Genomic DNA, 25,899 nt, shown 5'->3' with positions numbered 1-25,899 from the left:
TAAAACATCCGGTGTTATTTTGCTATAACCAGTCATTGGCAACTACCATTTAAAACATACCTAGATGCTTCAAAAAATTAATGTGGAACACATCCTCTTCCTGGATATAGAGACCGTTCCCGAGGAAGAGAACTTTCAGCTTTTGAGCAATGCCAAAAAGGAACTCTGGGAACATAAATCACAGTATCAGCGCAAGGATGAATTTACGGCCGAGGAGTTTTATGAAAGGGCAGGTATTTGGGCCGAATTTGGTAAAATCGTTACTATATCCGTCGGATATTTTAACGTTAAAGGTAACAGTAGGAACTTTAGGGTAACCTCATTTTACGGAGAGGAGAAAAAACTTTTAATGGATTTTAAGAATCTCTTGGACACCCACTTTAATGGGCCCCATCATTTATTGTGCGGCCACAATGGAAAGGAATTTGATTTTCCCTATATCGCCAGACGCATGATCATTAACAGTATAGACCTACCCCACAAACTGGATCTGTTTGGCAAGAAGCCATGGGAAATACCCCATTTGGACACTATGGAATTATGGAAATTTGGTGATTACAAACACTTTACCTCCCTAAAGTTAATGGCCAATATACTGGGAATCCCTTCCCCTAAAGAGGATATTGACGGGAGTATGGTAAAAGCTGTTTATTACGAGGAAAAAGATATAGATCGTATTATTAAATATTGCGAATTGGATGTGGTGACCACCGCTCAGGTATTTCTACGCTTGCGAAACGACAAACTCTTGGAAGAAGATGAAATTATAAGAATTTGACCAAGGAATGAAAATAATAGTAGGGCCCCGCTACTTTGCCCAGATCAGCTTAGGCATTTATCCAAGCTTAGGACTTATAAAACTTAATGGATTTTGACCCTTCCAAATCTGCTAGGGTAAGCACATAAAGCCCAGGCGTTAGATCGGCAATATAAATCTGTTTTTGTTCTGCCTTACCCGATTTAACTACTATTCCGTTCAAGGAAACTATTTTGTACATAGCATCATCGGAAACGTTTCCATGAATGGTCATAGATGTCTCCACCGGATTAGGAAAAATAGAGAAGGCCACTTGCAAGCTTAGGGTTTCATATTCCAAGTCATCGGTAAACGCTGTTTCGTCACCCTGGAAGGTAAACTCATATTCCGGGGTATATTCAGAACCTACATTCTCTGTACAAAAGGTCTTTAGTCTTACAACATAGTCTGTACCGGCCACCAATTGAGGTAGGGTAAAACTATGGTCAAAGGTATTGGCAATAGTCCACTCCTCATTCGCTTTTTCCTTATACTCTATTTGAAATAGTGCATCGGTATTGGCGGTCCAGCTCAAGGTTGCTGTGCTGTCATCAGCAGTGGTCAACTCTATATCTTCCGGAGTACTAAGTACACAATCGGTAAGTGATATCCCGCTAACGATTAAGGAGAAATGCTGAGAACCTTGGTCAAGCGTGTTTTTATGGCTTACAGAAATTACATATTCGCCTTGGGCGTTTTGTATATCTATTCTCTCAAAAGGATCTACCTTATTATCGCCAGCAGTAGCAGCTGCATCGGCATTCACAGCACTTAATTTCCACGGAAAGAAAGTCTCCCCGTCCTTACTGATCCTGATATCCAAATCATTGACCAAGGCTGCGGACATATCGTTCAACACTCCGGAGTTCACAGCACCGGTTGCCGGATCGGTCCAAGATATGGAAGCCGACAAAGGGTCATTGCCATTTGCTTGCACCACAAATGTTTTTGTTTCGCCATCCTCCAGAGTTTCCTCTGAAAGAAGGCTTGCATATCCTTTATTGGTAATAATTTCAACAGCCGATTTTGAGTTGATAACACCCCATCCCATTTTATAATCTGGTCCTGGAGCATCCACATCGTCCGCACTGTGCAGTACCAAACCCTTTAAGGTCGCAGCCTTCATAAAGCTACCTTCCATCTTCTCATAGTATTCCTGTAGCAACAACATAGAGCCGGTAACCCCTGGGGTGGCCACCGATGTACCACTGGCGGTCTCATACCTACTGTCGCTACCACTACCAGTGGTATAAATATTGGTTCCATAAGCAGCAATGTCCGGCTTAATCCTACCATCATCAACGGGGCCAAAGCTAGAATAAGAGGCTACGGTAGCTTTTCTTAGCTCGCCTTTATCATTAGTTGCAATATCGGCAGCAGCTACAGTAACTCCGTTCTTTGAAGTAGCAAATCCCAACATTAGATCAAATCCGTTGGATGAAGAACCATAAATTGGCGATTCATTATCATTGCTTTTCTGTGAATTACCCGCCGCAGTCACCATTAAATAATATGGAGCATTGTACATGATCTTGTCCCAATCCCTGGAAACTTGGATATAGGAACCAAAATACCAATCGGGAACCCTTTCCGACATAATTCCGTAGGAGTGGTTGGATAGCAACAAACCATTGGCGGCCATTTCGGCCACTTCAATTTTATCCCTTTTCCAATCATGGGAAACAGCCTTGGCCTTATAAGCAACACCTTTGGCTTTATTCTCGAGCCCTGAAGCTACTAAAATACCGGTTACCCTAGAAGCATGTGAATCCACTATTTCGCTGGCGTCCAAGGTTTGAACCCTGGTATCAAATTCCTTATGGCTGGTTAGTGCAGACCCTGCATCCCAAACACCAACAAGCATATTCTCACCATTTAACCCCAATCCTAGCAATCCATCATCATGTAAGGCACTGGCCCTGGTAGCATTATTTAGTTCTGTACTAAAAGTACTATAGTATAATGGACTACCATCTGCACCTATGGAAGTCAATTCAGAAAAATTTCCATCTGCCGATCGTTCGGTAAGCTTCCAACCATTTGTCTTGGCTGCTTGCAATAACGTATTTTTCTCTTGGGTGAAATTTCTTTTAAGATCTGTGGTGATCCTTTGAAGCTTTGCACTGCTGTAGTTCCCTTTAATTATCTGAATCTGCTTCTGTGTTTGCGCATAGGAACCATGGACAGCAAAGCACAATGCAACAACAAAGCTGCATTTGCGAAGAATAATCATTAAGTGTTTTGCGTAAGCCATGGCAAAGTCTACAGTAAGATTTGGATTACAAATATACTGTAACACAGCAATATACTCGATAAACGCACGCTTTTATTCGATGAAATGCATGGATTTGTTGTGAACGCTCAAAAAAACGTCATGAAAAGATGTTTATGCTACTATAATTTTTTTTAGGAATTGAGTTTTAACTGAACATAGACGGGAAAATGATCACTAAATCCGCCCACATACCTTCTTCCTACATAGGTCCTACGCGGATTGCCCTTGTATTTTCCTTTATTCTCGGCTAAAAAAGCCTCATCAAAAATATTGGCCTCTGTAAAACTATGGGTACCCTTTTCAAAATTTAAGAAGTTATGGGACACAATTATCTGATCAAAAAGGCTCCATCTTCTTTTATAATAGGCACTGCCCCGTCCTGGGGCCATTAATTTTTCCATGGGATTGTACAGCCTATTATTGCCCATTAAGGTCTGTACACTTGCGGAGGAGGGACCATCGTTAAAATCGCCCATAATAATGTAGTTAGGGTCATTAAACCGCAATTCTATCCCCTTCATGTATTCATTTATGGTATGGGCTGCCTGGATACGCTTATGATCGGTTTGCTGATCTCCATTTCGCCTTGAAGGCCAATGGTTTACAAAAACATGCACCTCTTCCCCATTCAATTCACCGTGCACATATAAAATATCCCTAGTAGTATCGCGCTGTCCGTTTTCACTATAAAGAAGTAAAGCTATGGGCTCTGAGGAAATAACCTTAAAATTGTCCTGGTTATAAAGCAGGGCATTGTCTATTCCCCTTTCATCTGGGGAATCATAATGTATATAATGGTAATTGTAATCGGACAAAGGGCCGGTTGCCAATAAATCCTGGACTACGGTTTTATTCTCCACCTCGGCCACTCCTACCAACACCGGAGGCTGTCCAGTACTCGCCCTACCTATCTTACTTATTGTTTTAGCGAGTTTTTGTAATTTTTTTTGATATCGTCTTGGAGTCCATTTTCTGGAACCATTTGGGGTAAAATCATCATCCAAAGTATGTGGAGCATCGGCAGTGTCAAAAAGGTTTTCTAAATTATAGAAGGCTACCGTATGTAGGGTATTGACCGATTTTTTCTTAAAAAATGAAAATTTCATTCAAAATTATTAACCGATTGCTAAAATACGAAAATCCCTTTGCAAGTATTGATTAGATTTGTACTTTAAATAAGTATATGTTAGAAAAGAAGACCATAGAATACGAAAAGGCCGTACTCATAGGAGTCATGAACAAGGACCAAAACGAGGAAAAGGTAACAGAATATTTGGACGAACTTGAATTTCTTACCTACACTGCAGGAGGTGAGGTCTGTAAGCGCTTTGTACAGCGTATAGATGTCCCCAACCCCAAAACTTATATAGGTAGTGGTAAGATGCAGGAAGTGGAGTCCTATGTAAAACAGAACGACATTGGCTCCGTTATATTTGACGACGAACTTAGTCCCGGTCAACAGCGGAACATAGAGCGACAATTAAAATGTAAGATCTTGGACCGAACCAGTTTAATCCTTGACATTTTTGCACAAAGGGCCCAGACCAGTTATGCAAGAACCCAAGTAGAATTGGCACAATATGAATACTTACTTCCAAGACTAACCGGATTATGGACCCACTTGGAGCGCCAAAAAGGGGGAATTGGAATGCGCGGACCCGGGGAAACAGAAATTGAAACGGACAGACGTATTGTGCGCGACCGTATTTCCCTTCTTAAGAAAAAACTGTTAAAAGTAGATAAGCAGATGGAGACCCAAAGAGGCAATAGAGGGGCCTTGGTACGTGTTGCCCTAGTAGGCTATACCAACGTAGGGAAATCTACCTTAATGAACGTCATTAGCAAAAGTGATGTTTTTGCAGAGAACAAACTATTTGCCACCTTGGACACTACGGTCAGGAAAGTGGTTATAGGCAACCTACCGTTCTTATTGAGCGACACGGTAGGATTTATTAGAAAACTGCCCACACAGTTGGTAGAGAGCTTTAAAAGTACCTTGGACGAGGTTCGTGAGGCCGACCTACTTCTTCATGTGGTAGACATTTCGCATCCCAATTTTGAGGAACATATAGATTCAGTAAACCAAATCCTTTCAGAAATAGACAGTTCTGATAAAAAAACCATTATGGTTTTCAATAAGATAGACCAATATGAACACAAGACCATTGATGATGACGACTTGGTAACCGAAAAAACAACCAAGCATTTCACCATAGAGGAATGGAAAAATACTTGGATGAGACGGGTGGGTGACAAGGCGCTGTTTATATCGGCATTAAACAAGGAAAACCTTAAGGAGTTTAGAAAACGTGTCTATGATGAGGTACGCGATATTCACGTTACCCGATTTCCCTATAACAACTTTCTATACCCAGAAAACCTGGACGAGTACTAGAAACATGGCGATTTGCCCCTATAGAAGTTAAAAAGATCTAGGGGCCTTTACGTTGAAACAAACCTATTATTCCAGGGCCATGAAAATGGCTTAAAGGATAGACTATGGTCTTTTTACAAAAGGAGACACACAGCATTTTTAACCCTATACCGCTTAAAACGAAGAAAATAGCCACAGCTACGATGCCGTTCATCGGACAAACGATACCATTGGTTTTGTTCACAACATACTATACTACGTTCACAACAAAAATGAAACAGGGACACCAATTAGGCCTATCTTTACAATGTAATTAAGAAAAGGTATTTATCCCCAAATCAAATATCAATCTTTTTTCAAGTGCTTTTTCCCCAAATCAGCACTTAACCTAAGGTGAAAATTTATAATAATAAACCAAATTTTACCAAAAAATCTACTTAGCTAAAAAAAAGCCCCGCAAGGGGCCTTTTTTTTTAACATGATTATTCCTGTTTTTAGAAGGAATAATTTAAACCAAATAACCAATAGGTCTGTAAATCATTGTCAATAGAATCAAAAGTAGGTGTTGGATCCCCTGTATCCAGGTTGCTAATGGCATAATTCAATGCCTCCTGTCTATTGTTCCTTAGTCCAAATTCAAATCCTAAGCCAATACCCTTCCATAAGGTATACCCAAAAGAATTGGTCCAGGTCCAGTTGGAGTAGTCCGCACTTTTATAGCTCTGAAATAGGGATAGATTGGTCTTAAAGTTTACCTTGCCCAATTGTCTGGTATAATCTGCCACTATTTTGGCTCCCAAGGACGATTCAAAAACGGTATCCCCGCTACTGAACACAAAGTTGTAGTTCAACGGGTGGATCACTACTACCAAATCGGCAATGGGCGTCCATGTGGCACCAAGACCCACGTCCAAATACCCTGGATCATTAAAATTATCAATAATGGTTGTCCTATATTCCCCAAGGGTAGATATGGCAAATTTTTCGCTTAGTTTCTGTCCGTATAACGAAGTAATGGTAAAGACGTCGGTGGAGGAACGAAAACTATCATCATCCGTATCAATATCCTTATCATCAATTTTGACCCATCCCAAGTTAACATTCAGGGAGTTCCTCCAGAAATATTTAGCCTCTTTAAGATTGGCGAAAGCATTGGCCGTAATACCAATATTTCCCGCGTCCGAATTTGGTGCCCCTTTTGCATACCAATTATTGAATCCAGAAATAGTGGCCCCAATAGTACCAAAGGCACCCGTTTTCCAGCCTGGTATGGCATCTATTTTGCCTTGAATGGCATCTACTCTTTTCTGAATGGCGGCTATAGAGTCCTTTTTACTTGCTTTTTCGGCCTTTAACCCCTCCAAGGTTTGGGCCACCGTAATGTTCATAGCCAACAACGCGACTACCCCTAGTACAATTTTTTTCATAATAGATAGTGTTTTATTTATTATGGCAAAAGTAAGAATTGCAATACAATTTTAAATAACCTTATTAAGGGTTATTTTGACTTAAACAGAGGGACAGATGAGCAGGCTTCCCCGTACATAACGCTTTTGGCAACCGATTGAATCTTGGTAGTAGCCCATAAATAAGCGTTGGGTGGAACAGGTTTATGGGAACAACCTTTGATAATCACAGGTTTGCCCTCAAATACTGAAACATCCAAATCTTCCAATATGGATTGATAGAGTGACGACTCCAGTGCTTCAAGATCTCCAATCACCACTTTTTTGGCAAAAGGCTGTAGTTTGGTAGCTATAAGCATATAGGCCCATCCAGGTATAACGGCATCTGTAGAGCAGTTAAGCGCTACGTAGGCATCTTGATACCCACTCCAATCGTGGTTATCCAATTGGCTCCTAAAATCTTTTTCCCTAAGTATAAGGCCCTCGTATAGCCAATCTTTAATATCCAATAATACCCTTTGCCCTACTGGGTAATAATCCTCAAGGTTAAAGGTCAGCAGTTTACTTTGGGCAACACGATTGATGATTTCAGACATAATAATGAAATTTATTGTTGGAAAATCCGGTGTAACAGCTGCTTGGCATTGATGCTTCTATTAAGTGAAACACCTCTGGCCTTTATACGGCCAAAATTACCGTAAATAGACTACAAGGTACTACAACATTCCCAATTCCAACTTAGCTTCCTCGCTCATTAATTCCTGTGTCCAAGGCGGATCAAAAGTAATCTCTACCTCAACATCCTTTAATTCGTCAAGAGACTTCACCTTTTCCTCAACCTCCATGGGCAGGGATTCCGCAACCGGGCAATTGGGAGAGGTTAGCGTCATAAGTATTTTAACTTCGTAGTCCTCGTTCACGAAGACATCATAAATAAGCCCTAGCTCATAGATGTCCACAGGTATTTCCGGATCGTAAATAGTCTTTAAAACCCTTACTATCTTTTCACCCAATTCCTGGGTATCTATTGTTGTTATTTCGTCACTCATTTGATAAATGTTTATTGATAAGCAATTGGGGTTTTTCTTTTAAAAAAAACCAAACTGCAAACACATTAATTTAATTGGGTTTGATAGGCTACAGCATATAATTTCAACTGCTTGATCATGCTTACAAGACCATTGGCCCTAGTAGGCGATAAATGCTCCTTTAAACCAATCTGATCTATAAAAGCGGTGTCCGCATCTATGATATCCTGCGGTCTTTGATTACTAAAGGCACGTATCAGTATCGCAATTATCCCTTTGGTGATTATGGCATCACTATCTGCCGTAAACACCAATTTATCACCCTCCAATTCGGCATGCACCCATACCTTGCTCTGACAGCCCTTAATGATATTATCATCTGTTTTATACTGCTCCTCGATCAATGGCAATGATTTACCCAATTCGATCATATACTCATAGCGTTGCATCCAATCCTCGAACATAGAGAATTCATCAACGATTTCTTCCTGTATTTCCTTTATACCCATATCTGATTTTTGAAACCCATTCTACCATGGGCCAACAATTTTGAACAAAAATACAACAAGTATATTTGCCTATCAACTATTTAAAACATTGAAAATTAACTGGCTGTAGTTAGGACAGCATGGCTTGTGCACGCTTTACGGACTTTACCAGCACATCTACCTCTTCCTTGGTATTGTAAAAACTAAAACTGGCCCTTACCGTACCTGGTATTTTATAAAAATCCATTATTGGCTGTGCACAGTGGTGTCCCGTTCTTACTGCAACGCCCAACTTATCCAATATACTCCCTATATCATAGGGATGCAAGCCTTCTATATTAAAGGACACAACCGCAGTTTTCTCCTTACCATTACCGTAGATTCTTAAGCCTTCAATAGCCAATAATTCTTTGGTAGCATACTCTAGTAGTTCATGTTCGTACTGTGCAATAGCTTCAAACCCAATAGCATTCATATAATCCAAAGCCGCACCAAAGGCTATTCCCCCACATATATTTGGGGTTCCCGCCTCAAATTTATGGGGAAGCTCTGCATAGGTGGTCTTTTCAAATGTCACTTCCGCTATCATCTCCCCTCCTCCTTGATATGGTGGCAGTTTGTTAAGCCACTCTTCCTTACCATAAAGCACCCCAACCCCGGTTGGACCACACATTTTATGTGCAGATACCACGTAGAAGTCAACATCCAATTGCTGAACATCGGCTTTCAGGTGCGGAGCGGCCTGTGCCCCATCAATCAATACTGCAGCACCTACACGGTGCGCAGCCTCAATAATTTCCTTAATTGGGTTCACGGTGCCCAAAGCATTGGAAACATGATTACAGAATACTAATTTTGTTCTATCAGAAAGTAATTCATGATAGGCCTCCATGACCAATTCCCCTTCCAAATTCATTGGAATTACCTTTAAAACAGCTCCGCTACGTTCGCACATCATCTGCCAAGGCACAATATTGGAATGGTGTTCCAAAGCCGAAACAATAACCTCATCGCCCTCCTTTAAAAAAGAACCAAAGCCATTGGCCACTAAATTAACCCCATGGGTTGTACCGGAGGTAAATAAAATCTCATGTGTATGGGCCGCATTAAAATGCAGCTGTATTTTCTTCCTAGCCTGCTCATAAGCATCCGTTGCCTCTTGGGACAAGCTATGTACCCCTCTGTGGATATTGGCATTGTATCTGGAATAATAATCCACAATGGCATCTATAACCTTTTGCGGGGTCTGTGAGGTAGCTGCATTGTCCAAATACACCAGTGGATACCCATTAACTTTCCTATTTAAAATTGGAAAATCCTTACGTATACTCAATATGTCTAAAACAGTATCTATCATGATGATATTTGAAGTTATGGCAATCGCAGAAATAGGAGGTATTATAGATCAAACCCTAATCTAACCTCCAATTTGTTGGCTATCAGCTTGTTGATCCTCACCTTTAATTCCGGAATCCGAACACTTTCCAGAACGTTATTGGCAAAAGCATACATCAACAATGCCCTGGCCTCCTTTTTTGGAATACCCCTGGATTGAAGATAAAATAAGGCCTCTTCATCTAACTGACCAATAGTACAGCCATGGGAACACTTTACATCATCTGCAAAAATCTCCAATTGTGGTTTGGTATTTATTGTGGCCTTGTCACTCACCAAGATATTGTTGTTCTGCTGAAAAGCATTTGTCTTTTGGGCTATTTTTTCTACTATGATCTTCCCATTGAATACCCCAGTGGCGTTCTCGCCGTATATCCCCTTGTAATCCTGATGGCTCTCACAATTGGGCTCAATATGGTGTACCAAGGTATGGTGGTCTACATGTTGTTTCCCCTCTATAATGGTTACCCCTTTCATAGTAGAATCTACATGTTCCCCGTTTTGATAGAAATTAAGATTATTACGCGTTAATTTGCCCCCAAAGGAAAAAGTGTGCACATTCACCGCACTGCCGCCTTTTTGATCTATATAGGTGTTATCTATTAGAGAAGCGGTAGTACAATCGTTCTGCACCTTATAGTAGTCCACTATAGCATTCTTGGCCGCAAAAATTTCGGTAACGGAATTAGTAAACACCTCATTGCTAGTTAAGCTCTGATGGCGCTCAATAATCTGCATTTCGGCATTCTCCTCGGCAATGATCAGGTTTCTAGGCTGTAATAATAAGGCCGCTTCATTTCCTGTTGCGAAATGAATAATCTCTATAGGCTTCTTGGGAATCTTATTTTTTGGAATATAGATATAGGCGCCTTCCTTGCTAAAAGCAGTATTTAAACTGGTCAAGGAGTCTTCTTGAGAAGCTATTTTATTAAAATAAACATCTATTATTTGCTTGTACATAGGCTTGTTCAAGGCCGAACTCATTAGGCATACATCCACCCCATCATGGGTGGTCTCCGATAAAAAGGAACTGTATACCCCATCTACAAAAACAATCTTAAAGGTATCTATTTCATGAAGAAAGTACTTCTTAACGTCCCTATACTCCAGATTACTCTCCTTTTTGGGAAATATACTGAAATCTATTTTCTGAAGTGTATTTAAGGAAGTGTATTTCCAAGCCTCCTCTTTCTTGGTGGGAAACCCTTTTGCCTCAAATTTTTTAATGGCTTCTGAACGAATATCATGAACTGGGTTATCCACGTCCACACCGTTTTCAAATGCCAAAAATGAGGAAACCAATTTTTCTTTTAAATCCATTTTTACAAGTTGTAATGTCTAAATGCCATGTGTTGGAAAGGTCCTGGCCCTATGACCAAAATACTTTGCACTTCCGCTTGACATTTTAGATTTATTTTCAATTTTGACTCTTAAACTTTCAACATTGGCATTAAACCGCTGCTTCCTGTTTTAACCAGTCATATCCTTTTTCTTCCAATTCAAGGGCCAGGTCCTTATCCCCAGATTTCACGATCTTACCATTGTGCAGTACGTGAACATAGTCTGGTACAATATATTCCAACAGCCTTTGGTAGTGGGTAATAACAATTACGGCATTGTCCTTGCTCTTTAACTTGTTAACCCCATTGGCCACGATACGCAAGGCATCAATATCCAAACCGGAATCAGTTTCATCCAAGATGGCCAATTTAGGTTCTAACATTGCCATCTGAAAGATCTCGTTACGCTTTTTCTCGCCACCGGAAAACCCTTCATTTAAGGAACGTGATAAAAATTTTCTGTCAATTTCCAGCAACTCGGACTTTTCCCTAATCAGTTTTAACATGTCCTTGGCCGGCATATCTTCCAACCCCTTGGCCTTTCTGGATTCGTTTATGGCCGTTTTCATAAAATTGGTAACAGATACGCCGGGAATCTCTACCGGATATTGAAAAGAAAGAAACACCCCTTTATGCGCCCTATCTTCGGGAGCAGTATCCTCAAGGTTTTCACCCTCTAAAAACACCTCGCCCTTGGTCACTTCAAACTCTTCCTTACCAGCAATTACTGACGCCAAAGTACTTTTCCCGGAACCGTTGGGTCCCATAATGGCGTGTACCTCCCCTGCATTGACCGTTAGGTTTATTCCCTTAAGGATCTCCTTGTCTTCTACTCTAGCGTGTAAATTATTTATTTTCAGCATTGTTCTTAATTCTAATTATTTTATAATATGGTATGCCTATGGCATTTTAATAATATCTTGTTATGTATGGCTTATTGTTCCCAGTCTCAGCATAACTGCCCCTACAAGGGAACAACAATGGTCATTAACCAACTGATCCTTCCAAACTTATTTCCAATAATTTTTGGGCTTCTACGGCAAATTCCATCGGCAATTTATTCAACACTTCCTTACTAAAACCATTTACGATCAAGGCTATGGCCTTTTCAGTATCTATACCCCGCTGGTTACAATAAAATATCTGATCTTCCCCAATTTTACTGGTCGTCGCCTCATGCTCTATTTGTGCAGATTTGTTCTTTGCCTCAATATAGGGAAAGGTATGTGCACCACATTCGTTGCCCATCAACAGCGAATCACACTGGGAGAAGTTCCTGGCATTTTCTGCCCTACTGTTCACCTGTACCAATCCACGATAGCTGTTTTGGGATTTACCGGCAGAAATACCTTTGGATATAATAGTACTTCTTGTATTTTTCCCAAGGTGGATCATCTTAGTACCCGTATCTGCCTGTTGGTAATTATTGGTCACTGCAATGGAATAGAATTCCCCAATGGAATTATCCCCTTTTAAGATACAGGAAGGATATTTCCAGGTAACGGCCGATCCCGTTTCAACCTGTGTCCAAGAAATTTTGGCGTTCTTTTCACACAACCCCCTCTTGGTAACAAAGTTATAGACCCCGCCCTTACCTTCCTTGTTTCCAGGAAACCAGTTTTGTACAGTGGAGTATTTTATTTCGGCATCGTCCAATGCAATTAATTCCACTACGGCGGCGTGCAGCTGGTTCTCATCACGTGATGGAGCCGTACAACCCTCCAAATAACTAACATAACTACCCTCGTCTGCAATTACCAAGGTTCTTTCAAACTGCCCGGTACCCGCCTGATTAATTCTAAAATAGGTAGAAAGTTCCATAGGACATTTCACCCCTTTGGGAATGTAACAGAAAGAACCGTCCGAGAAAACGGCCGAATTCAAGGCTGCATAAAAATTATCTTTTTGGGGCACTACGGTACCAATGTATTTCTTTACCAGTTCCGGGTGCTCTTTAATAGCCTCGGAAATAGAACAAAATATAATGCCTTTTTCCGCAAGTGTCTTTTTAAAGGTAGTAGCAACCGAAACAGAATCCATAACAATATCTACCGCTACGCCGGCCAACTTCTTTTGCTCGTCCAAAGAAATACCCAACTTCTTAAAAGTATCCAACAACTCGGGGTCTACCTCGTCCAAACTATTGTACTTTGGCTTCTTGTTTGGTGCCGAATAGTAGGAAATAGCCTGAAAATCGGGTTTTTCATACCTCACATTTGCCCATTCGGGCTCCACCATCTCCTTCCAAATTTTAAAGGACTCCAAGCGCCATAAGGTCATCCACTCCGGCTCCTCCTTCTTTTTGGAAATAGCTATCACTATTTCCTCATTAAGACCATTGGGAAAGGTATCCGATTCTATATCTGTGTAGAAACCGTATTCATACTCCTTGGTTTCCAATTCTTTTTTTAACTCTTCCTCTGTATATGCCATTCTTCTTAATTTAACAATTGTTCAAGACCACAATTGACTAATTATTTATCGTCCCCAACACTATCATTGGTACATTTTTATCATCACCCCTTTAAAATGCTAGAGAGAGAAACTCTCTCCACATCCACAGGTTCTTTGTGCATTGGGGTTATTGAACACAAATCCTTTGCCATTGAGTCCACCCGAATACTCCAATACCGTGCCTACCAGATAAAGAAAACTCTTTTTATCCACTACGATACGTACGGCATTATCTTCAAATATTTTATCGGACTCACCGGCCTCTTTTGAAAAATTCAGCTCATAGGACAAACCGCTGCAGCCACCGCTTTTAACACCAACCCTAACATAGTCTTTGCTGGCGTCAAAGCCTCCTTCCGCCATGAGGGCCATCACCCTGTCCCTAGCTGTTTCAGATACTTTAATCATTGCTAATTGGATTTAATCTAAATAGTTTACAAATATACTACATAAGTAGGGTTTTACCATATTTACTAACATTAATATAACGAATAGTAAAATCAATGTTCTCTATGGCACAAAACCAACTACAAAGCCCCTTCCCTATAGGCACTGGAAAAGATCCATACAACCCTATTTCCTCCCCTGTAAAGCGTCGGTACCGCTTTCATGTACCATTTGCAAGGGAACTGCCATTTTTTTTGATATTGGGAATAGCTTGGCCAAATAATTACCGACTTAACAAAATAATGGCCATGGGAAAAGAAAATAATAAAACATCTTTATGCTAGTTACAAAAATTTAATTTAAATTCAACTGCATTTTAAAAAAACAGAAAAACATACGAATATTATGTCCAAAAAGAAGACCGCATTTAGTAACAATTCGCGACGAGATTTTATTAAAGGCACCGGCTTGGCAACTGCCGGTTTTATGATCGTACCACGACACGTATTGGGAGGTCCTGGCTTTGTTGCTCCAAGTGACAAACTGAACATTGCCGGCATAGGAGCTGGTGGTAAAGGAAGAAGCGACATTGCATCCTTTGCAGAAAGTCCAAACGTTAACATTGTAGGGCTTTGCGATGTGGATGACAGACAGGCCGTGGAATCCAGAAAGAATTTCCCTAAGGCAAAATACTATGCCGATTTTAGAAAAATGTTGGAAAACGAAAAGGACAATATTGATGCCGTATCGGTATCTACTCCAGACCACAATCATGCCGTCGCCGCGTATATGGCCATGGAAATGGGCAAACACGTATATGTACAAAAGCCCCTTACCCATGACATTTGGGAGGCCAGAATGCTAACCGAAGCCGCTAAAAAATTCAAAGTAGTTACCCAGATGGGAAATCAGGGTGGCTCTGGAGATGGTGTTAGAAAAATGAAGGAAATATATGATACGGGCATCATTGGTGATGTGCACACCGTGAAATGTTGGACCAATAGGGCCATATGGCCACAAGCACTGCAAACTCCCACTAAAAAAGATAGAATTCCAAAGGGACTAAATTGGGACCTGTGGTTGGGAACAGCCGAAATGAGGGATTACAACGACGCCTACCTACCTTTTGATTGGAGGGGATGGTCCGACTTTGGAACGGGGGCCCTAGGAGATATGGCCTGCCATATCATGGACCCGGTATACAGAATATTGCCTATACTGTATCCTAACCAGGTTGAATGTAGTGTTTCCGACTCCTTTAAAGGCAAATTTGAAACCGCAGATTACCCCAAGAGTTTTCCCAACTCCAGTAAAATACACCTCAGCTACCCAAGAACCGATGGCAAGGGTACCGTAAAAGTAACTTGGATGGATGGCGGACTCCTGCCAGAGAGACCAGATGAAATGGGTGATGACGAAGCCTTGGGCAACTGGGATGGAGGCGTTCTTTTTATAGGAACCAAAGGAAAATTATTGGCAGATTGTTACGGGGCCAACCCTAGACTGCTCCCACTAACGCTGAACGAGCAATTTGAAGTGGAAGAAACCATTGCACGTGTACCGGAAGGGCATTACCTACAATGGGTAAACGCCTGTATGGCCGGTTACGGCAATGCCGAGACCAGTTCGTCATTTGATTACGCCGGTCCGTTTACAGAGAGTATCCTAATTGGAAATCTGGCCCTTAAAGCCTATTTTGAGGTAGACCCCAATGCCGATAAAACCAGTTTCTGGGGCGGCTCTAAATACAACGGTAGAAAACGTCTATTGTGGGATGCCGAAAACATGAAGGTTACCAACTTTGAACCTGCCAACAAATATGTGAAACGCAACTATAGAAATGGTTATTCTTTGGGATAGACATTATTAAAGTAGTGTACAAAACAAAACGCCGATTTAAATAAGTAAGCCCATGGCTGCTATATTTGGATCGGCGTTTTCAATCCCTATACATCCCCATCTTTATAAGCTTAAAGCGGGGATATGATAGATTTACTCCTTATTTTTGCAAAATGATAGAAGATAAAAATCAAGAAAAGACCGGATTGGATCAATTGGGAGAGTTTGAATTGATCAATCATCTAACCAAAAACTTTACACTACAACACAAGTCCAGCATAATGGGCATAGGAGATGATGCTGCCGTGATGGATTTTAGTAATAAAAAAGCGGTGATGTCTACAGACCTGCTTATAGAAGGGGTGCATTTTGACCTTAGCTATATGCCCCTAAAACACTTAGGGTATAAGTCGGTAATGGTAAACCTATCGGACATCTATGCCATGAATGCCATTGCCACCCAAATTACCGTATCCATTGCTGTTTCCAACAGGTTTCCATTAGAGGCCCTGGAAGAATTTTACAGTGGGGTTGCCCTGGCCTGTGAAATTTACAAGGTAGACCTCGTTGGCGGGGACACTACCTCTTCCACAAAGGGCATGTTAATAAGTGTAACTGCCGTTGGTGAGGCAGACGAAGCGGATATAGTGTATAGAAGCGGAGCCAAACCCAATGATCTCCTTGTGGTATCAGGTGATTTAGGAGGCGCCTACTGCGGCCTACAGGTATTGGAAAGAGAAAAGGAAGTTTTTAAGGTAAACCCCAACAATCAACCAGACCTATCGCCTTACACCTATATTGTGGAGCGCCAACTAAAACCGGAAGCCAGAAAGGATATTAAAGGTTTGCTACAGCAATTGGAAATCCTTCCCACTTCTATGATCGATATTAGTGACGGACTTTCTTCAGAAATTTTGCATTTGTGCAGCAAGAGTGCAGTAGGCTGCAATGTATATGAGAACAAAATTCCGTTAGACCCTACTGTTATATCGGCCTGTGAGGAATTTAAAATTGATAGCACCTTGGTTGCCCTAAGTGGGGGAGAGGATTATGAGCTTTTATTTACTATAGACCAGAAAGATTTTCCAAAAATAAAAGGGAACCCACATTTTACGGTGATCGGACATATGACCGACAAAAATGAAGGGGCGCATTTAATTTCCAGAGGCGACGCCAAAATACCGCTTACGGCCCAAGGATGGAATTCCTTTTCTTAGAGCAATGAAGTGTGAACGGTAGGATTTGGATAAAAAAATTCCCGAAATTTAAGCACGTATAACACCTAACTGTCAAGGGGCGCAAGACAGTTCAGCATAAGGACATCCTTTCAATTTACGGGAATAACTTATAAATTCCGATGTCCATCAGGATCAGAATCTAATTTCCAAGGCAAGGCTTAGGCCACCTGTTGGGTGGACCTATGTCTTTTTTGATAAATATCCTGTAAGGTATTGTTGATATCCTGCAACTCCGGTGTAAGCACAGAAAGGTTACCACTAACATCCGTGGTGACCTGTTTGGCACAGTGAACACACTTGTACTCCTTAATGTGCGAGGTTACATTTTTGGAAATAATGTAATGGTGTCCGAAAATGCTGCAGCAAATAGCGCTGAATTTGGTTCCATAGTCTGATATAACTTTCTTCATAAGGCAGATTTTAAAGGGGCATTGGTAAGGTTTTGGGAACCGTAAAATGCAAAAATTAAACTTCTAAATTAATGGTTATAAAGTGCTATCTAAAACACTTTCAAGTAACTAACGCCACAGAAGTACTTTTTATTGGGCACAACCTGTTTTTTTTTGATTTTTTCGAAATAAAAATTTGTTTTTTCGACCAAATACACTTTCACCCCCTAAAAAGTTAAAGAACCGACCAGGTGGTTTTTATCCTAATTTTACACCATTTTTTCGGTAATCACCTAAGAATTAACCAATATGATTGTTGCAGGTGGTAATTCCCGTTTTTTTTAGGTTCAACCTATTTATCTCCACTATACCCATTAAAGTTTCCGCTAAACAAATTAGGGGCAGCTTGGGTTATTGCAATCGGAACAATTCAATAATTATAGGCAGTATTTACCTAAATAGGGACTACAGTACATCTATGGAAAAAAATCCTATTAACTTACTTAAGCATCTATGGATGGCCAAGTGCCCAACCGATGGACCTAAGACTAAAGTTTTTCATATTCCGCCTTAAAGGAAGCAAGCATGGAAGTAATTATTTTTTTGGGGTCACCTTCAGAAAGGCTCTCGAACGATATATACCCCTGATATCCTTGGTTTTTAACAATACCGGCTATTCTTTTCATATCCACCGGGGTTTTTATGCCATTTGGATATACATGCTCCTTTACAAACCAATAGTTTGCATAAGGAGCCAGTTTTTCAATTTCACTATAAGGGTCACTGGCATGGAGGCTGCCCACATCCAGAATTAAACCAAACCATTTAGAACCTACCCTCCTAATGATGTCTATTATTTCGTTACTGCCAAATAAAAATTCGTTATGATTTTGCAAGCCCACCATCACGCCATGTTCCGCACCATATTGAGCACAACTTTTAAATTCTTCAACAAGCCAAGCCTTTACTTCGCCTTTTGTGAAGTCTTTATAATTGTACTTTCCGGTAAATACCCTCATGATGCTAGCCCCTAATAGGGATGAAACGGCCAACCAATTCTTTACCATATCCCTATCGGCTTTACGCATATCCGGATCAGGGTCAACAAAATTATTGCGCACCCCGGTCCAACTAATATTCAAGCCAAGCTCCAATGCCCGCTGTTTTAACAAAAAAAGTTCATTATTGTTGGGCACTTGGGGGTATGAAGAAAAATAATAGCCAGTGAGATCTACAGCATCCAAACCAATATGGGCCGCAAATTCCATCATATCATAGAAGGTCATTTCCCCACTCCTCAACATTGCATTGAAGGAGTAAGCATTGACGCTATATTGCACCCTGTTTTTTACCAAAGCCCCACCCTTGTGACTGGCCAATAGACCCCTTGTACCAAAAAACAAGGGAGCAAGGACCAGACTCCGAATAATACTTCTTCTTTTATTATCCATGATTGCAATCCGATTAACTTAAACAAAATCCACATCCCAAACCCAAGGACCACCGTATACCAATATAGAGAGGCTTTTACTTGGACTAAGTGAATTTATTGGAAATTAAAGGAATAAACAAGGGTGTTTGTGAAACGGCCGTAACAAACACGCCTAAAAACCATCATAAAACCAAGAAGCATGGAAAGGCAGTGTAAGAGTAAAAAAAATCCCCAAGGCAGAACCATGGGGATTTATTAAAGTATTTGCTTAGCAAATAAAATAATCTAGCTACAACTATGCATAAAACCTTTAGGACTATTTCTTGGCATTCATCAGCTCCTCTATCTCCTCTACCTCAATAGGAATATTCGCCATAAGGTTAAAAGGAGCTCCTTTTTCCTGTATCACCACATCATCTTCCAATCTCACCCCCATTTTCTCTTCAGGAATATAGATACCAGGCTCTACGGTATAGACCATATTGGCCACCATAGGTGTTTTTAAGGCCCCGTAATCGTGGGTATTTAAGCCAATATGATGACTGGTTCCGTGCATAAAATATTTTTTATAGGCAGGCCAGTCCTTATTTTCATTTTGCACATCGGCCTTGTCCAACAAGCCCAGCCCCAAGAGCTCAGAAGTCATTAATTTACCCACCTCCTTGTGGAATTCTGCCCACATGGTACCAGGTACCAACATGGCCGTTGCCTCATTTTTCACCCTCAAAACCGCCTCGTATACCGCCTTTTGCCTTGGGGTAAACCTCCCGTTTACGGGAATGGTACGTGTTAAATCGCTAGAATAGTTGGCATATTCTGCTGCCACATCCATTAATAACATATCCCCGTCCTTACATTCCCTGTTATTTTCTATATAATGTAGCACATTGGCATTGTTCCCAGAAGCAATAATGGGGGTATAGGCAAAACCTTTAGACCTGTTTCGTATAAATTCGTGCAATAACTCGGCCTCAATCTCATACTCCATTACCCCTGGTTTTACAAAACCCAATAGGCGTCTAAATCCTTTTTCGGTAATATTACAGGCGGTCTGCATTATGGCTATTTCCTCCGGTTCCTTTACCCCTCTTAAATCCTGAAGAATAGTACTGCTTTTTGCCCATTTGTGTGCTGGAAAATTTTGCTTGCATCGTATAATAAACCGATCTTCCCGCGTTTGGGTCTCAACTGCCTGTCTGTAATGTTCATTGGTGTTAAAATAGACGGTATCTACCTCGGTCATAAGATCAAAGAAGGTCTTATCAAAATCGCTCAACCAGCACACCGTTTCAATGCCCGAAACTTCGGTAGCTTTCTCCTTTGTCAATTTCTCCCCTTCCCACACGGCTATATGGTCATTGGTCTCCCTAACAAAAAGTATTTCCCGATGTTTTTTGTCTGCGGCATCTGGGAACAACAAAAGAATGGTCTCTTCTTGGTCCGCACCACTTAAATAAAACAAATCCCGATTCTGCTCAAAAGGCAGGGTACTATCGGCCCCTATAGGGTATAAATCGTTGGAATTAAAAACCGCAATGCTATTGGGCTGCATCCTGTCCATAAACTTCTTACGGTTCTTAATAAATAAGTTATTGTCTATTTGATGATATTTCATGTCTTTACTTTTGCCGTAAAATTAAGAAATAGGAAATGCAATACCCACTAAGCGTTAAATGAATTTTAAAACCAGAATGCCCCGCCCCAAACAATACCAAAATAAGCTATCTTCGTACTTACATTTTTTAATACAAATGGCATTGTCCTTACATGTTTTAGAGCCTTACAAATCGGCATTATTATGACCAAAAACTTCTTTTTTTTCTTTGTTGCACTATGCTCACTCAGCTGTGCGCAGCTAAAAAAACCTACCCTTACCACCCAAGATTATTTTAATCTGGTCCGCAGTAATTTAACGGGAGAATTGGCCTATAATACCACAGCCTACGCAGAACAATATTGGCGGGTAGTTGGGAACGATGGTTTTAACAAGACCATCCATCATTTAGCCACCCATCTGGAGGCTGCCGGTTTTGTATCCGAAGAACATGCCTCCCCTGCCGATAGATTTACGTATAGAATAGAGAAAAGGCCCCTGCAACGGCCCACATGGGAAATTTTGGATGCGGCGGTCTTTTTAAACAATAGCCCCGAGCCACTGCTACGCTACGAATCCAATCGTAATATGGTATACCTCAACTCGGTTTCCACCCCCCAAAATGGAGCTACTGCAGAGGTTGTTCATATAGAAAACATACATGACCTACAAAGGGTTTCGGTAAAAGGCAAAATTATATTTACCGAAAGCAATGTCCAAGAAATGTACAAACAGGGTGTTCTAAAACAAGGGGCCTTGGGACTTATGAGCTATGACAACCCAAGCTACCTACAACCCGAAAAAAACAGTACTTCCATTCAATTTAGAAGCCTAGATTACACCCCCAACAACCGTTGGGGCATTGCCCTGTCCTTCCAAGCCAGGGAAACCCTAAAATCGGCCTTAAGCAAGGGACGGGTATACGCAAAAGTAAAGATAGCCAGCAAAATATACCCCTCTGAAGAATTAACCCTGGTAGCCAATATTAAAGGTGCCAAAATTCCCAACGAACGCCTAGTATTCAGCGCCCACGTACAGGAACCTGGTGCCAACGACAACGCCAGCGGCACCGGTGCGCAATTGGAAATGGCAACAGTCTTGGCCCAACTCATTAAAGATGGCTCCCTGGATGCCAATAGAAGCTTAACCTTCCTATGGGGAGATGAAATAATAGCCACCCAAAGATACATTCTGGAAGATAAAAAAAGGGCCGCCGGGATCAAATGGGGCCTAAGCTTGGATATGGTAGGTGAAAATACCGCCATTACGGGTGGCTCCTTTTTAATAGAAAAAATGCCAGATCCCAGTGCCATTTGGACCAGGGGAAAAGACAAGCATACCGAGTGGGGAGGTAGGACCCTCACTTTAGAAGATATGCAACCCCATTATCTTAATGACTTTACCCTTTATAATTTTAAAAACCAGGCCAAGTTTGCCAACTGGACGGTGAACAGCAATCCCTATGAGGGCGGCAGTGACCACAGTCCGTTTTTACAAGCTAAAATTCCCGGCCTTTTATTTTGGCATTTTACCGATCAGTTTTACCACACGGATAATGACCGACTGGACAAGGTGTCCCATGAAACCCTGAAGAACGTAGGCACTGCCGCCCTGGCCACGGCATTGACGCTGGTAAACGGGGACAGCTTTACGGCAATGGACATAGTTGATATTGTAAAAGAGGCCGGAACAAACCGACTCGCAGATGAGTTTTTGATCAGTGAAAGGCAACTTATAAAGGGAAAACTGCCTAAAGATGAAGTTTCCATTATACAGGCATGGGGAAATTGGTACCTAGAGGCCATAGCCGCTACCAAGGATTTGGCTATCGCAGAAAATAACAAAGCTCTAGAGAAAGCCATTTTAGAGGCTCAAAATGTGATTGAGTCCCAAACTAAAATGTTTATAGCCGAACTGGAAAAATAAAGCGCTTTGCTTCCGCATAAAGTTTTGCCTACCCAAAAGATAGTGGTAAAGTACCTCATGGTGTGTTGTTTGGACCATGCGGCGACATCCTACACCAACACTTATATGGTTCCTTAGCTACCACTGACATGGAACTATGGAATAATATACAAGAACAACCCACAAGCTTTGACGGCAAAAATGCCCTAACTAGGACCTATAGACGGTCAACTATGCCGTTAGGTCATAGACGCCTTGAAGATAGACAAGAATGCAAATCATAGCCGGAAAGCACTTCTTTGCCACTTTCTTTAAATTGGTTCTAAATATGGCATATAATTTCAACAAAGTTTGTTAATAAATGCATTCTAGAGTAAATTTGTATGCAAAACTGATAACTAATGAGTGGATTTTTAAACTCTTCAATAGGTAGAAAGTATACCATGGCTCTTTCGGCCTTTTTCTTAATGATCTTTATCCTTCAACACTTTGCCATAAACATCCTTTCTGTTTTTAGTGCGGATACCTTTAATGAAACCTCCCATTTTATGGGCACCAATCCGCTGGTACAATACGCTCTGCAGCCAGTATTGTTGTTTGGGGTTATTTATCATTTTGTGATGGGCTTTATCTTGGAAATCAAGAACAGGAATGCCCGTGACGTAAAATACGTAAGGAACAATGGAGCGGCCAATTCTACTTGGATGAGTAGGAATATGATCTGGAGTGGCGGTTTTATACTTGTTTTCCTAATTATCCACTTTTTGGATTTCTGGTTTCCCGAAATCAACACCAAATACATACAGGGCGATATGTCTGGCTTGCTCGCTGACGGAGATGGGTACAGGTATTACGAAGAACTCACCCATAAATTCGTCCCAATTTGGAGGGTGGCACTATATTGTATAGGGTTTGTATTTCTTTCCCTTCACTTGCTGCACGGATTTAGTTCCGCTTTTCAATCGGTAGGTGCCAACAATAAATACACCAAAGGCTTAAAAGGATTTGGAAAGGCCTACGCAATCATAATCCCCTTAGGGTTTATCTTTATTGCGCTTTTTCACCATTTCAACCATTAATATAACACTACAACTCTATGTCTGTATTGGATTCTAAAGTACCTAAAGGACCGTTAAAGGATAAATGGACCGACTATAAAAATCATATCGATTTAGTAAACCCTGCGAATAAGCGTAATATAGATGTTATTATTGTTGGTACTGGTTTGGCAGGAGGATCGGCTGCGGCCACCTTGGCAGAACTGGGGTATAACGTAAAAGCATTTTGTTACCAGGATTCCCCGCGTAGAGCCCATTCCATTGCGGCACAAGGGGGGATCAATGCTGCAAAAAATTACCAAGGTGATGGGGATTCCATCTACCGATTGTTCTATGACACCGTAAAAGGTGGGGATTACCGTTCACGGGAAGCCAATGTATATCGCTTGGCAGAAGTATCGGCCAATATTATAGACCAATGTGTTGCACAGGGAGTTCCTTTTGCCCGTGATTATGGCGGACAATTGGACAACCGTTCATTTGGTGGGGTATTGGTATCCCGAACTTTTTATGCCAAGGGACAAACCGGTCAACAATTATTATTGGGTGCTTATTCTGCCATGAACAGGCAAATAGCACGAGGTAAGATACAGATGTTCAATCGCCATGAAATGTTAGACGTGGTAAAGGTGAACGGCAAAGCACGTGGCATTATAGCCCGTAATTTGGTTACCGGAGAAATAGAACGCCATTCCGCACATGCCGTGGTAATTGCTTCAGGAGGCTATGGGAACGTATACTTCCTATCTACCAATGCCATGGGGTCCAATGCTACAGCAGCATGGAAAATTCATAAAAAAGGAGCATTTTTTGCCAATCCATGCTATACACAGATTCACCCTACCTGTATTCCGCGTTCAGGGGACTATCAATCCAAATTAACATTGATGTCAGAATCCCTTCGTAATGATGGGCGTATATGGGTACCTAAGAAAATGGAAGATGTATTGGCTATAAGGGAAGGCAAATTAAAGCCTACACAAATTGCCGAAGAAGATAGGGACTACTATCTGGAGAGAAGGTATCCTGCCTTTGGCAACCTAGTACCTAGGGACGTAGCTTCCAGGGCTGCCAAGGAGCGCTGCGATGCCGGATATGGTGTCAACGCCACTGGAGAAGCCGTTTACTTAGACTTTAAATCTGCCATAGAACGCTACGGTAACGAACAAGCCAAATTACATGGACTAAACAACCCTAGCAAAGAGAAAATAACAGAATTGGGCGAAGGTATCGTAAGAGCCAAATACGGGAACCTTTTCCAGATGTATGAGAAAATTGTAGATCAGGATCCCTATAAGACCCCTATGATGATTTATCCGGCAACCCATTATACCATGGGAGGGGTTTGGGTAGATTACAACTTAATGACCACGGTGGAAGGATTATACTGTATTGGGGAGGCCAACTTCTCCGATCATGGCGCCAACCGTCTAGGAGCCTCGGCCCTGATGCAAGGTTTGGCCGATGGATACTTTGTTTTACCATATACCATAGGTGATTATTTATCCAATGAAATACGGACTGGGGCAATCCCTACCGATACGCCGGAGTTTGAAGAAGCAGAAAAAGCGGTAACCGATCAGATAAATTTCTTTATCAATAATAAAGGGTCCCATTCCGTGGATTACTTCCACAAAAAATTAGGCAAGATTATGTGGGACAAATGTGGAATGTCCAGGAATGCAGCCGGACTAAAAGAGGCTATGAGCGAAATAAAAGCTGTCCGCGAGGAATTCTACAAGGAGGTTAATGTACCCGGTTCTGCCAACGAAATGAACCCGGAACTGGAAAAAGCCGGTCGCGTGGCCGATTTTCTTGAACTTGGAGAATTGTTTGCCAAAGATGCCCTTATGCGCGAGGAATCCTGTGGCGGACATTTCCGTGAAGAATCAGTAGAGCTGGATGGCGAGCAAAAAGGAGAGGCCAAACGTAACGATGCCGAATTTGCTTATGTTTCCGCCTGGGAATACAAAGGGGAACCTGCCGATGCCGTGTTACATAAAGAACAACTGGAATTTAAGGATATAGAATTAAAACAAAGAAGTTATAAATAGTCAATAGGCAGAAGGCAAAAGCCAGAAGCAAAGGGAAATTGCCATAATGAATGAAGTTAAAACGTATAAAGATTTACTGATTTGGCAAAAAGGCATAGAACTGGTCAAAGAAGTATATTCTATATGCCAAGAGCTTCCAAACGACGAATTGTTTGGGTTGAAAAGTCAGATTAAACGTTCATCTATTTCAATTCCGTCAAATATTGCTGAGGGATGGGGACGCAATTATACCAAAAATTATGTTCAACTATTAAGAGTTTCCAGAGGCTCATTATTGGAATTGGAAACTCAAATAATAATATCAAAAGAATTAAACTTTATTTCAACCGATAGTTATAATAGAATACAAGCTTTAATAACCGAAGAAAGTAAAATGTTAAATGCCTTCATTAAATCGATAGACAAATAACTAATGCCTATTGGCTTTTTGGCTAATAAACTATAAGA

At 41.2% G+C, this 25,899-nt stretch carries 22 protein-coding genes; 8 read left to right on the top strand and 14 right to left on the bottom strand.

Annotated elements, in window-relative coordinates; all coding sequences use genetic code 11:
• Positions 1 to 64 precede the first annotated feature (64 nt).
• On the top strand, positions 65 to 778 hold the full coding sequence (locus tag EHW67_RS07220) for a 3'-5' exonuclease (protein WP_126161678.1): 714 nt from the start codon (positions 65 to 67) through the stop codon (positions 776 to 778).
• A gap of 67 nt (positions 779 to 845) precedes the next feature.
• Here the strand turns inward: EHW67_RS07220 and EHW67_RS07215 are convergent, their stop codons facing one another.
• On the bottom strand, positions 846 to 3,029 hold the full coding sequence (locus EHW67_RS07215; RefSeq protein WP_158285091.1) for a S8 family serine peptidase: 2,184 nt from the start codon (positions 3,027 to 3,029) through the stop codon (positions 846 to 848).
• Positions 3,030 to 3,202: 173 nt separating this feature from the next.
• Complete coding sequence (locus EHW67_RS07210) at positions 3,203 to 4,177, bottom strand: endonuclease/exonuclease/phosphatase family protein (protein ID WP_126161676.1); 975 nt, start codon at positions 4,175 to 4,177, stop codon at positions 3,203 to 3,205.
• 77 nt (positions 4,178 to 4,254) lie between these two features.
• Here EHW67_RS07210 and hflX point away from each other — a divergent pair, with 77 nt between their 5' ends.
• Entirely contained in the window at positions 4,255 to 5,466 is a 1,212-nt protein-coding gene (gene hflX, locus EHW67_RS07205) for a GTPase HflX (RefSeq protein WP_126161675.1), read from the top strand.
• Between the two features lie 473 nt (positions 5,467 to 5,939).
• Here the strand turns inward: hflX and EHW67_RS07200 are convergent, their stop codons facing one another.
• The 9 genes from EHW67_RS07200 to EHW67_RS07160 form a co-directional block, all read right to left on the bottom strand.
• On the bottom strand, positions 5,940 to 6,872 hold the full coding sequence (locus EHW67_RS07200; RefSeq protein WP_126161674.1) for a DUF3078 domain-containing protein: 933 nt from the start codon (positions 6,870 to 6,872) through the stop codon (positions 5,940 to 5,942).
• A 71-nt stretch (positions 6,873 to 6,943) separates the two neighbouring features.
• A complete protein-coding gene (locus EHW67_RS07195; RefSeq protein WP_126161673.1) occupies positions 6,944 to 7,447 on the bottom strand; it encodes a DUF2480 family protein in 504 nt (167 codons plus the stop codon).
• A 120-nt stretch (positions 7,448 to 7,567) separates the two neighbouring features.
• Positions 7,568 to 7,900 carry a DUF59 domain-containing protein gene (locus EHW67_RS07190; protein WP_126161672.1) on the bottom strand — a complete coding sequence of 111 codons (333 nt, stop codon included), beginning with the start codon at positions 7,898 to 7,900 and terminating at the stop codon, positions 7,568 to 7,570.
• 65 nt (positions 7,901 to 7,965) lie between these two features.
• Complete coding sequence (locus EHW67_RS07185) at positions 7,966 to 8,388, bottom strand: SufE family protein (protein ID WP_126161671.1); 423 nt, start codon at positions 8,386 to 8,388, stop codon at positions 7,966 to 7,968.
• Positions 8,389 to 8,497: 109 nt separating this feature from the next.
• A complete protein-coding gene (locus tag EHW67_RS07180; RefSeq protein ID WP_126161670.1) occupies positions 8,498 to 9,724 on the bottom strand; it encodes an aminotransferase class V-fold PLP-dependent enzyme in 1,227 nt (408 codons plus the stop codon).
• Between the two features lie 41 nt (positions 9,725 to 9,765).
• Positions 9,766 to 11,082 carry a Fe-S cluster assembly protein SufD gene (gene sufD, locus EHW67_RS07175; RefSeq protein ID WP_126161669.1) on the bottom strand — a complete coding sequence of 439 codons (1,317 nt, stop codon included), beginning with the start codon at positions 11,080 to 11,082 and terminating at the stop codon, positions 9,766 to 9,768.
• A gap of 130 nt (positions 11,083 to 11,212) precedes the next feature.
• A complete protein-coding gene (gene sufC, locus EHW67_RS07170; protein ID WP_126161668.1) occupies positions 11,213 to 11,965 on the bottom strand; it encodes a Fe-S cluster assembly ATPase SufC in 753 nt (250 codons plus the stop codon).
• 124 nt (positions 11,966 to 12,089) lie between these two features.
• Positions 12,090 to 13,535: a Fe-S cluster assembly protein SufB gene (gene sufB, locus EHW67_RS07165; protein ID WP_126161667.1), complete on the bottom strand. Its 1,446-nt coding sequence runs from the start codon at positions 13,533 to 13,535 to the stop codon at positions 12,090 to 12,092.
• 99 nt (positions 13,536 to 13,634) lie between these two features.
• Positions 13,635 to 13,964, bottom strand: a complete 330-nt coding sequence (locus EHW67_RS07160) for a HesB/IscA family protein (RefSeq protein WP_126161666.1) — start codon at positions 13,962 to 13,964, stop codon at positions 13,635 to 13,637.
• Positions 13,965 to 14,348: 384 nt separating this feature from the next.
• Between EHW67_RS07160 and EHW67_RS07155 the strand changes: the two genes are divergently transcribed.
• Both EHW67_RS07155 and thiL read left to right on the top strand, forming a co-directional pair.
• Positions 14,349 to 15,803, top strand: a complete 1,455-nt coding sequence (locus EHW67_RS07155; protein ID WP_126161665.1) for a Gfo/Idh/MocA family protein — start codon at positions 14,349 to 14,351, stop codon at positions 15,801 to 15,803.
• 152 nt (positions 15,804 to 15,955) lie between these two features.
• Positions 15,956 to 16,999 carry a thiamine-phosphate kinase gene (gene thiL / locus EHW67_RS07150; RefSeq protein WP_126161664.1) on the top strand — a complete coding sequence of 348 codons (1,044 nt, stop codon included), beginning with the start codon at positions 15,956 to 15,958 and terminating at the stop codon, positions 16,997 to 16,999.
• 179 nt (positions 17,000 to 17,178) lie between these two features.
• Here thiL and EHW67_RS07145 read toward each other — a convergent pair whose 3' ends face one another.
• From EHW67_RS07145 to EHW67_RS07135, 3 genes are all read right to left on the bottom strand, one after another.
• A complete protein-coding gene (locus tag EHW67_RS07145) occupies positions 17,179 to 17,430 on the bottom strand; it encodes a hypothetical protein (protein WP_126161663.1) in 252 nt (83 codons plus the stop codon).
• 527 nt (positions 17,431 to 17,957) lie between these two features.
• Entirely contained in the window at positions 17,958 to 18,860 is a 903-nt protein-coding gene (locus EHW67_RS07140) for a sugar phosphate isomerase/epimerase family protein (protein ID WP_126161662.1), read from the bottom strand.
• A gap of 297 nt (positions 18,861 to 19,157) precedes the next feature.
• Positions 19,158 to 20,456, bottom strand: coding sequence for an aminopeptidase P family protein (locus EHW67_RS07135; protein ID WP_126161661.1), 1,299 nt, complete (start codon positions 20,454 to 20,456; stop codon positions 19,158 to 19,160).
• 183 nt (positions 20,457 to 20,639) lie between these two features.
• On the opposite strand from EHW67_RS07135, the gene EHW67_RS07130 reads away from it, so the two are divergent.
• The 4 genes from EHW67_RS07130 (at position 20,640) to EHW67_RS07115 (ending at position 25,861) form a co-directional block, all read left to right on the top strand.
• The gene (locus EHW67_RS07130; RefSeq protein WP_126161660.1) at positions 20,640 to 22,361 is read left to right on the top strand and encodes a M28 family peptidase; all 1,722 of its coding nucleotides are present in this window, start codon (positions 20,640 to 20,642) and stop codon (positions 22,359 to 22,361) included.
• A 380-nt stretch (positions 22,362 to 22,741) separates the two neighbouring features.
• The gene (locus EHW67_RS07125) at positions 22,742 to 23,419 is read left to right on the top strand and encodes a succinate dehydrogenase cytochrome b subunit (protein WP_126161659.1); all 678 of its coding nucleotides are present in this window, start codon (positions 22,742 to 22,744) and stop codon (positions 23,417 to 23,419) included.
• A gap of 17 nt (positions 23,420 to 23,436) precedes the next feature.
• A complete protein-coding gene (locus EHW67_RS07120) occupies positions 23,437 to 25,452 on the top strand; it encodes a fumarate reductase/succinate dehydrogenase flavoprotein subunit (RefSeq protein WP_126161658.1) in 2,016 nt (671 codons plus the stop codon).
• Between the two features lie 46 nt (positions 25,453 to 25,498).
• A complete protein-coding gene (locus EHW67_RS07115) occupies positions 25,499 to 25,861 on the top strand; it encodes a four helix bundle protein (protein WP_126161657.1) in 363 nt (120 codons plus the stop codon).
• The last annotated feature ends 38 nt before the right edge of the window (positions 25,862 to 25,899 follow it).

The sequence above is a fragment of the Arenibacter aquaticus genome (genome assembly GCF_003957295.1).
GTDB classification, from domain to species: Bacteria; Bacteroidota; Bacteroidia; order Flavobacteriales; family Flavobacteriaceae; genus Arenibacter; species Arenibacter aquaticus.
This window is presented reverse-complemented; position numbering and strand designations above follow the sequence as displayed.